Origin of the sequence: Pacificibacter sp. (genome assembly GCF_039769035.1) — a bacterium.
Lineage (GTDB): Bacteria > Pseudomonadota > Alphaproteobacteria > Rhodobacterales > Rhodobacteraceae > Celeribacter.
Genome location: NZ_JBDMZG010000105.1, coordinates 1 through 8,908, shown reverse-complemented (window position 1 = coordinate 8,908; position 8,908 = coordinate 1). Strand labels below are relative to the sequence as shown.

Here is an 8,908-nt window from a genome sequence, read left to right as displayed (position 1 = left end):
GCAGAACTGACAGGACCGCACGGCAATCGCCCTTTGGCCGCGCGCAAAGGCGTTGCCCTAAAAGATGCTGTTATTTTCACCACTTTCCCAGAAGTTGGCACGCCTGATGATCGCAAAGGCTTTGACGCCGTGGCCTCACAGTGCAAACTGACCCGATACGGCATGGATTGCTATGCCTATGCGCTTTTGGCGGCGGGTCAGATTGATCTGGTGATCGAAGCAGGCTTGCAGCCATACGACATTTTGGGCCCTATTGGCGTAATAGAAGCCGCAGGCGGTGTTGTGACGGACTGGCAAGGCAACGCGGCGATCGGCGGCGGCCGGGTTGTGGCTGCGGGGTCTCAAGCGCTACTGGTGGACGTTTTGGACGTTCTGAAAGAGTATTAAAATACGGCGTGTGATTGCTGGCGTCTGATGCCGCGAAATCATGCATTTTGAAAGGCACTAAGATGCATCCTTGTTTCATTATCCGTGGTGCCGATGTTCTAGTTACAATGGACGACACGCGTCGCGAAATCAAAGGCGGTGATGTCTTGGTGCGCGACGGCGTGATCGAAGCGGTCGGCACCCAGCTTTACGACGACGACGCGCAAATAATTGATGCGCGTGGTTGCGTTGTGACGCCTGGATTGGTCAACACCCATCACCATTTGTACCAAACGTTGACACGGGCCGTGCCTGAGGCGCAAAACGCGCTGCTGTTCGGCTGGTTGCAGCGGCTTTACCCAATTTGGGCGCGGTTCACGCCCGATCACATGCGTGTCTCGGCGATGGTCGGATTGGCTGAACTGGCGTTTTCTGGATGCTCTTTGACGTCAGATCACTTGTACCTCTACCCCAACGGGTCGCGTTTGGAAGACACCATCGATGCGGCCCAACAGGTTGGCATTCGGTTGCACGCGACCCGTGGCGCGATGAGCATCGGGGAAAGCGACGGAGGCTTGCCGCCTGACAGCTTGGTTGAGCGCGAAGACGTCATTTTAAACGACAGCATCCGTGTGATTGATGCCTTCCACGATCCAAAACCTGGCGCGATGATACGCGTCGGTGTGGCGCCATGTTCGCCGTTTTCGGTCTCTCGCGAGTTGATGCGTGATGCGGCCATTCTGGCGCGTGATAAAGGCGTGATGATGCACACGCATTTGGCCGAAAACGACGAAGATATTGCCTATTCATTGGAAAAATTCGGATGCAGACCCGGTCAATACGCGCAAGACCTTGGATGGACAGGTCCAGACGTCTGGCACGCACATTGTGTCAAACTGGACGTCTCTGAAATCGAATTGTTTGCCAAGACGGGCACAGGCGTGGCGCATTGCCCCTGTTCGAACTGTCGCCTTGGATCGGGCATCGCTCCGGTGCGCGCGATGCGCGATGCTGGCGTCAACGTGGGATTGGGTGTGGACGGGTCTGCGTCCAATGATGCCAGCAATTTGGTCTTAGAAGCGCGCCAAGCCATGCTGTTGCAACGCGTGATGAATGGCGCTGACAACATGAGCCCACGCGAAGCTTTGGAAATTGCCACACGTGGTGGTGCTAAGGTCTTGGGGCGTGATGATGTCGGCCAACTTGCTGTCGGCATGCGCGCGGATATTGCAATTTGGGATGTGTCAGATATTGAATCCTCGGGCAGTTGGGATCCTGCTGCATTGTTGCTTGCCGGGCCAACACAGGTCAAACATTTGATTGTGGAAGGCAAACCTGTCGTTAAGGATGGTTGGCTTACAACGGTTGATATCAGGCGTGTGCTGGACAGACAGTCCGATTTGGTGCGCGATCTTATGGAGGCATAATATGCCTCAAACCGCTGTTGAGACTTTGATGAGGATCCGATTGAGATGATGAAAACCACAGTTATGTGCCTGTGTGCCGCACTTGCGTTAACCGCATGCCAAAGCCAATCCGGCGCAGGCATTGCGATGGTCGACCCAGTACCGGTTTCTCGCGTGAATACCTCTATGGATATTGAGGGGCAGATATTGGCCTCCGTCAATGCAGAGCGGGCGCGTAAAGGATTGCAACCTTTGGTCTATAACAGGTTGCTGACACGTGCTGCGCTCATTCACGCCCAAGATTTGGAGCGCAGTGGGATTTTCTCGCACACGGGCAGCGATGGCAGTACAGCCGGAAAGCGTGCGCGCCGCGTGGGTTATGACTTTTGCATCGTTGGTGAGAACCTTTCCATGGGGTACGCGTCTCTTGAGGCGGCCATGCAAGGCTGGATGACGTCCAAAGGCCATCGCGACAATATCTTGAACCGCAGATTCACCGAGATCGGCATCGGCATCGCTGAAGGCGCGCGCTACGTCACCGTCTTTGGCAGTCGCTGCTAGCCGCGTTGGCCTAAGAGCTGCGCATAGCACGCCCCATTACATAGGTTTGTGCAATCGCGCGGTCGTCGCCCATCATGATGGTGGGAAAGACCGATTCCCAGATGGTTTGCGCCCGTGAAGATCGCTGCGCAATGGCGTCGGTTGAGGCCAAGTCAATCACCGTCAAATCCGCTTCAAGCCCGACGGCGATGCTGCCGATTTCGTGTTCAAGATGAATGGCCTCGGCAGAACCACGCGTTGCGAGCCACAACAGCTGCGCAGGGTGCAGCGCCGTGCCACGCAATTGACCGATCTCATAGCTGGCCGCCATGGTGCGCAGCATTGAAAAGCTTGATCCGCCACCGGTGTCTGTTGCCAAACCAACCCGCAGCCCATCGGCTTTGCGCGCGGCCATGTCAAACAGGCCGGACCCTATGAACGTGTTAGACGTCGGACAATGGATCAAGGAACTGCCGCTGTCTTGCAGACGGGCAATTTCGCGTGGCTCCAAATAAATCGCATGGCCAAACAAAGCGCCTTTGCCGATCAGACCGAATTTTTCATAGGTATCCAGATAGTCGCGCGCCTCAGGATAGAGCGACTTGACCCATTCAATTTCATCGGTCTGCTCGCTCAAATGCGTTTGCATCAGGCAGCTTGGATTTTCCGCCCAAAGCGCGCCGAGCGCCTCAAGCTGTTCTGGCGTCGATGTGGGGGAGAACCGCGGCGTGATCGCATAGGTGGCACGCCCGTTTTGATGCCAGCGCTGCAACAATGTCTTGGATTGGTCATAAGCCGATTGTGCTGTGTCGCGCAGGCCTTCGGGGGCTGTGTCGCGATCCATACAGGTTTTGCCCGCCACAATACGCATGCCGCGCTTTGCTGCCGCTTCAAACAGCGCATCAACAGATTCGGGGTGGATGGTGCAAAATGAGGTGACAGACGTGGTGCCATTGGCGAGCAGAAAATCGAGGTACAGGTCTGCGATGTCGCGCGCATAGGTCGCATCACCGAAACGCTGTTCTTCGGGGAAAGTATAGGTGTTCAGCCAATCAATCAGCCGTTTGCCCCACGAGGCGATGATGCCAGTTTGCGGGTAATGTGCGTGGGCGTCGATAAACCCAGGCGTGATCACTGCGTCGCCATGATCGGTGAGCATGGCATTGGGATATTGCTCTCCCAGCGTCTTAATGTCCGCGATTTTTGCAATGCGCCCATTTTGGATCAAAACCGCGCCATGCGCCACTTTCACGGCGTCTTCGGGGGGCATGAAAAATGGATCACCATGAAAGGTAACGATCTGGCCAGCGATGATGCTGTCTTTTGCGGCAAGGGTGCCCATATGTGCTCCAATATCTGTTACCTAAATCTATGCGGATGATTTTCTAAGGTAAATCTATCTTGCCCCTGTTTCTTAGGTCCATCGTGGCGTAATGTCTTTAAAACAGGCAACACCAAGACCGCGAGTGCATTATGGTCGAAGATATCGCAGTAGAAGAACATCACGACGCCCCTGAAGAAGATGCCTACCGGCTGAATCCGAAGTTGATTTCGTCGATTCTATATACGGTTGAAACGCACGATCAGGCGCAACTTATTGCGCTGATGGAACCGCTGCACGCGGCCGACATCGCCGACTTGTTGGAACAAGTGAACGCATTTGATCGGCGGCGCATTGTTGAGCTTTACGGTCGCGAGTTGGACGGTGAAATTCTGTCCGAGGTGGATGACGGTATCCGCGAAGAAGTGATCGCGCTTATGCGGCCAGATGTGCTGGCCGAAGCGGTGCGCGACTTGGAAACCGATGATGTCGTCGACATTGTCGAAGACCTTGAAGAAGACGCGCAAGAGGTGATTCTGGCCTCGCTTGCGGATGCGGATCGTGTCGCCGTTGAACACTCACTGTCCTATCCGGAGTTTTCTGCAGGCCGCTTGATGCAGCGCGAAATCGTGATGGGCCCTGAACACTGGACCGTCGGTGAAGCGATTGACTACATGCGTGAAGCAACGGGGCTGCCGGATGATTTTTACCACATGGTGATCACCGATCCTTTGCTGCATCCGATTGGTCATGTGACCTTGGGCAAAATTCTTGGCGCGCCACGTACAACAATGCTGCGCGATATTTTAGAACCGGGTTTTCGCACGTTTCGCGCGGATGAGAGTGAATCCGACGTGGCCTATGCGTTCAACCAATACCACATGATTTCCGCGCCGGTCTTAGACGAAAATGACCGCGTTATCGGTGTGATCACCATTGATGACGCGATGAATGTTTTGGATGAAGAACACGAAGAAGATATCTTGCGCTTGGCGGGTGTGGGCGAAGGGACGCTGGCGGACCGTGTGCTTGATACCGTCAAACAACGCCTGCCGTGGTTGGCGGTGAACCTTGCCACTGCGATTTTGGCCTCGATGGTGATTGCCCAGTTTGAAGGGACGATTACGGCCTTGGTGGCTTTGGCTGTGTTGATGCCGATTGTGGCCTCTATGGGCGGCAATGCGGGCACCCAAGCTTTGACAGTTGCGGTGCGCTCCATCGCCACGCGCGATTTGACCGGTGCAAACGTCTGGCGTGTTATTCGTCGTGAAGTTCTGGTTGGGCTAGCCAATGGTCTTATTTTTGCCGTGATCATGGGGATTGTTGGTCTTGTCTGGTTCGGCTCGCCTGCGCTGGGCGGTGTGATCGCGGCGGCGATGGTGATCAATATGGTCGTGGCAGGCCTTGCGGGCATCGGCGTGCCGGTCTTGTTGGAACGCGTGGGGATTGACCCTGCGCTGGCGTCTGGGGCGTTTGTGACCACAGTGACTGACATTGTGGGGTTCTTCGCCTTCCTTGGGCTGGCCGCGATGTTCTTGTTGTAACGGCGATGGGCCCTGCGTACGAAAGGCGACAGTTTGTCTGACAAAAGCGTTGATTTGAAAGCGATTGCACGCAAACGGGCGTTTGCCCAACGGGCTCTTGCGCATGCGCAAGACCAAGACGGCAGTGTTTCTGAGCAAGCCAAAACCGTGCTTGTGAACTTTCTTGAGCCTTATTTTGGCAAAGTCGTTGCGGGCTATATGCCGATCCGATCCGAGATTGACCCTTTGCCAGCAATGCATCACCTGTGGCGCCATGGACCTGTTGCAGTTCCCATCGTGGAAAGCGCTGCGGCCCCTTTGCGATTTGACACATGGACGCCCGATACGCCGATGGAGGCGGGGGCCTTTGGAGCTATGGTGCCGCGCACGTCCGTGCCGATCGTGCCCGATGTGTTGATCGTGCCATTGGTTGCATTCAATCGCGCTGGGCACAGGCTTGGATATGGCGGTGGCTTTTATGATCGCACCTTGGAAAAACTGCGCGCCGAACAGGACGTCTTGGCGGTTGGTTTTGCCTATGCGGGTCAAGAAATGGCTGATTTTCCGATTGGCAAGTATGACGCGCCTTTGGATGCCATTGTGACCGAAACCAAAGTTTTTATCTTATAAACGCTTCATTGCGGTGGTTTGCCTGTGTTGCAGGGCTTGCGTTTTAGGGGCAAGGGCGAGTAAGCCGTGGCCATGAAAATCCTATTCCTCGGCGATATCGTCGGTCGCGCTGGGCGCGATGCGGTGATCCAGCGGCTTCCAACTTTGCGCAAAGAATGGAAGCTCGATTTTATTGTGGTCAACGGTGAAAACTGTACCAACGGCATGGGGCTGTCTGCCGATCATGCCAAGCAGCTGCTTGCCGCAGGGGTTGATTGTTTGACCTTGGGCGATCACGCCTTTGATCAGCGCGACATGATGCAGTTTTGCGAAAATGAAACGCGGATCATCCGGCCGATCAACTTTGCCAAAACAGCGCCTGGGCGCGGTGTACGCATCTTTGAAGACGCGCGCGGGCGGCGTATTTTGGTGGCGCAAATTTTGGGCCAAGTGTTCATGAAACGCGCCTTTGATGATCCGTTCTCTGCCCTTGATGAAGTGTTCACGCGTCACAAACTGGGTGGTCAAATCCAAGCCGCGCTGATCGATGTGCACTGCGAAGCCACTTCTGAGAAAATGGCCATGGGGCATTTTTGCGACGGCAAGGCGTCTGTCGTAGTGGGCACGCACACGCATGTGTGTACGGGCGATGCGCAAATCTTGCCGGGAGGCACGGCGTATTTGACCGATGCGGGCATGTGCGGCGACTACAATTCTGTGATTGGGATGGACAAAGCCGAGCCATTGCGCCGCTTTGTGACAGGCATGTCCAAAGGCCGCTTTGAGCCGGCAAAAGGTGAGGCGACCTTGTCTGGCGTTTACGTGGAAACAGACGACAAAACTGGACTTGCCACGCGCGTTAAGCAAATCCGCCACGGTGGGCGCTTGGAACAAAGCCACCCGTAAGCCGTTAAATCGTCCAAGAGACAGCACAAATTGTTCACGATTGTGGCGCAGGCTGCATCGTGGCGCATTTTGCCGCTTGTAGTGTGGCGACCTGTGCGTCCATTATGGCTTGGTTGTGAAACAAGTCTTTGAGGTCGCATGGAGATTTTTCATTTTGATCCGATGACGCAAGCGATTGTGTCTTTGGTGGTGGTCGGAATCATGTTTGTGCTGTTTGTGCGCGAAATATTCCCCACCGAAGTGGTCGCCCTTGCGGGGGCCGCAATGATGATTGTCTTTGGCATTTTGCCTTACGATGCTGGGCTTGCCGTTCTGTCCAACCCTGCGCCTTGGACCATCGCCGCGATGTTTATCGTCATGGGGGCTTTGGTGCGCACCGGTGGATTGGAATGGTTTACCTCTCTGGCAGGGCGCTCCGCCGAGAAACGCCCCAAGTTTTCCATCGCCATGCTTTTGGCCGTCGTTGTGGTGTTGTCCGCTTTTGTGGCCAATACACCAGTGGTTGTTGTGATGATCCCAGTGTTTGTTCAACTGAGTTCCAAACTGGGGCTGACAGCATCCAAACTTTTGATTCCTTTGTCCTATGCCGCAATCATGGGGGGGACGATGACCTTGATCGGGACCTCAACCAACCTGTTGGTTGACGGTGTTGCGCGGGCCGAAGGGCTTGCACCCTTCACGATTTTCGAGGTGTCGATCCTTGGCATGATCATTGTGGTTTGGGGCATGATTTACCTGTACTTTGTCGGGCGTCATCTGTTGCCCGAGCGAGAAAGCTTGGCCAATATGCTCAGCAGTTCTCGTTCTAAAATGAAGTTTTTCACCGAAGCCGTGGTGCCGCCAGAAAGTAACTTGATCGGTCGCGAGGCACTGACCGTTCAGCTCTTTAAACGTGAGGGTGTGCGCTTAATCGATGTTGTGCGCGGCGACACCTCCTTGCGTGATGATCTTAAAAGCGTGGTGCTTGAGGTTGGGGATCGCATCATTTTGCGGTCTCAAATTGCCGAACTTCTAAGCCTGCAACGCGACAAATCCCTCAAACGTGTCGACCAAGTTTCTGCCTTTGAGACCTCGACAGTGGAAACCTTGATCACCCCAGGCTGTAAAATGGTGGGACGTTCTTTGGGATCTATGCGGTTGCGGCGCCGGTACGGTGTTTATGTTTTGGCAGTGCATCGTCGCAATCAAAACGTTGGGCAAGAGATCAAGAACTTGGTCGTGCGCGTTGGTGATACCTTGCTGCTCGAAGGCGCGCCGGCTGATATCCAACGATTGGCCGCGGACATGGACATGGGCGATGTCTCCAAACCAACTGAGCGCGCCTATCATCGTTCGCATGCGCCGATTGCGCTGGTGGCGATGTTTTCCATCGTTGTGCTGGCAGCACTTGGGGTTGCACCTATCTTGATGCTGTCTGTTGTGTCCGTCGCGATTGTTTTGATCACGCGGTGTATCGATGCCGAAGAGGCCTTTTCCTTCGTTGATATTCGGCTGTTGACCTTGATTTTCTCGATGCTCGCTGTCGGTGCCTCTTTGCAGGCCTCTGGCGCTGTTGCGATGATTGTGACGGCCATCGCGCCATTGCTTGAAGGGATGCCGGTCTTCTTTGTGATTTGGTCGGTTTACCTTTTGACTTCGGTTTTGACGGAACTTGTGTCCAACAATGCGGTTGCTGTTGTTGTCACGCCGATTGCCATCGCACTGGGCCAACAGATGGGGCTTGATCCTCGTGGTCTTGTGGTCGCCGTCATGGTGGCCGCATCTGCCAGCTTTGCCACGCCCATCGGATATCAGACCAACACCATGGTTTACGGGCCGGGGGGCTATAAGTTTACCGACTATATGAAGGTTGGTATTCCGCTGAACCTGTCCATCGGGTTGCTGGCCTCGGCTGTTATTCCGTTTTTATGGCCGCTTTAAGGCCTTAACACGTGCTTTGCGCCAATAGAGCACCCCCATGGCCTTGCAGGTCAGGGCGCGCATCGCCTATACGGGTGCAAAGCTGAAATTCTAGTTCGGAGGCTCCTCATGGCAGGCCACTCAAAATGGGCAAACATCCAACACCGTAAAGGTCGTCAGGATAAATTGCGCTCGAAACTCTTTTCAAAGCTCGCCAAGGAAATCACCGTGGCCGCCAAGATGGGCGACCCTGATCCCGACAAGAACCCGCGTTTGCGTATGGCCGTGAAAGAGGCCAAGTCTCAGTCCGTTCCAAAGGACGTGATCGAGCGCGCGAT

At 55.0% G+C, this 8,908-nt stretch carries 8 protein-coding genes and 1 pseudogene; 8 read left to right on the top strand and 1 reads right to left on the bottom strand.

The genetic code is table 11. The features are described 5' to 3' along the window. The 3 genes from ABF287_RS09480 to ABF287_RS09470 form a co-directional block, all read left to right on the top strand. Positions 1-387 (top strand): inositol monophosphatase family protein (locus ABF287_RS09480; RefSeq protein WP_347184766.1); only part of this gene is annotated, 387 nt, incomplete at its 5' end. Positions 388-449: 62 nt separating this feature from the next. Beyond that, on the top strand, positions 450-1,793 hold the full coding sequence (locus tag ABF287_RS09475) for an 8-oxoguanine deaminase (protein WP_347184765.1): 1,344 nt from the start codon (positions 450-452) through the stop codon (positions 1,791-1,793). 45 nt (positions 1,794-1,838) lie between these two features. Next, complete coding sequence (locus ABF287_RS09470; RefSeq protein WP_347184764.1) at positions 1,839-2,333, top strand: CAP domain-containing protein; 495 nt, start codon at positions 1,839-1,841, stop codon at positions 2,331-2,333. 10 nt (positions 2,334-2,343) lie between these two features. Here the strand turns inward: ABF287_RS09470 and guaD are convergent, their stop codons facing one another. Continuing rightward, positions 2,344-3,654, bottom strand: coding sequence for a guanine deaminase (guaD, locus tag ABF287_RS09465; protein WP_347184763.1), 1,311 nt, complete (start codon positions 3,652-3,654; stop codon positions 2,344-2,346). Between the two features lie 131 nt (positions 3,655-3,785). On the opposite strand from guaD, the gene mgtE reads away from it, so the two are divergent. The 5 genes and pseudogenes from mgtE to ABF287_RS09440 all read left to right on the top strand — a co-directional run. Further along, positions 3,786-5,177, top strand: coding sequence for a magnesium transporter (mgtE, locus tag ABF287_RS09460; protein ID WP_347184762.1), 1,392 nt, complete (start codon positions 3,786-3,788; stop codon positions 5,175-5,177). A gap of 33 nt (positions 5,178-5,210) precedes the next feature. Further along, complete coding sequence (locus tag ABF287_RS09455) at positions 5,211-5,786, top strand: 5-formyltetrahydrofolate cyclo-ligase (RefSeq protein WP_347184761.1); 576 nt, start codon at positions 5,211-5,213, stop codon at positions 5,784-5,786. Positions 5,787-5,858: 72 nt separating this feature from the next. Beyond that, positions 5,859-6,671 (top strand): TIGR00282 family metallophosphoesterase, encoded by an 813-nt coding sequence (locus tag ABF287_RS09450; protein WP_347184760.1) that lies wholly within the window; start codon positions 5,859-5,861, stop codon positions 6,669-6,671. Between the two features lie 138 nt (positions 6,672-6,809). Continuing rightward, positions 6,810-8,591: an SLC13 family permease gene (locus ABF287_RS09445; RefSeq protein ID WP_347184759.1), complete on the top strand. Its 1,782-nt coding sequence runs from the start codon at positions 6,810-6,812 to the stop codon at positions 8,589-8,591. Between the two features lie 108 nt (positions 8,592-8,699). After that, a pseudogene (locus tag ABF287_RS09440) lies at positions 8,700-8,908 on the top strand (YebC/PmpR family DNA-binding transcriptional regulator); the annotation flags it as partial.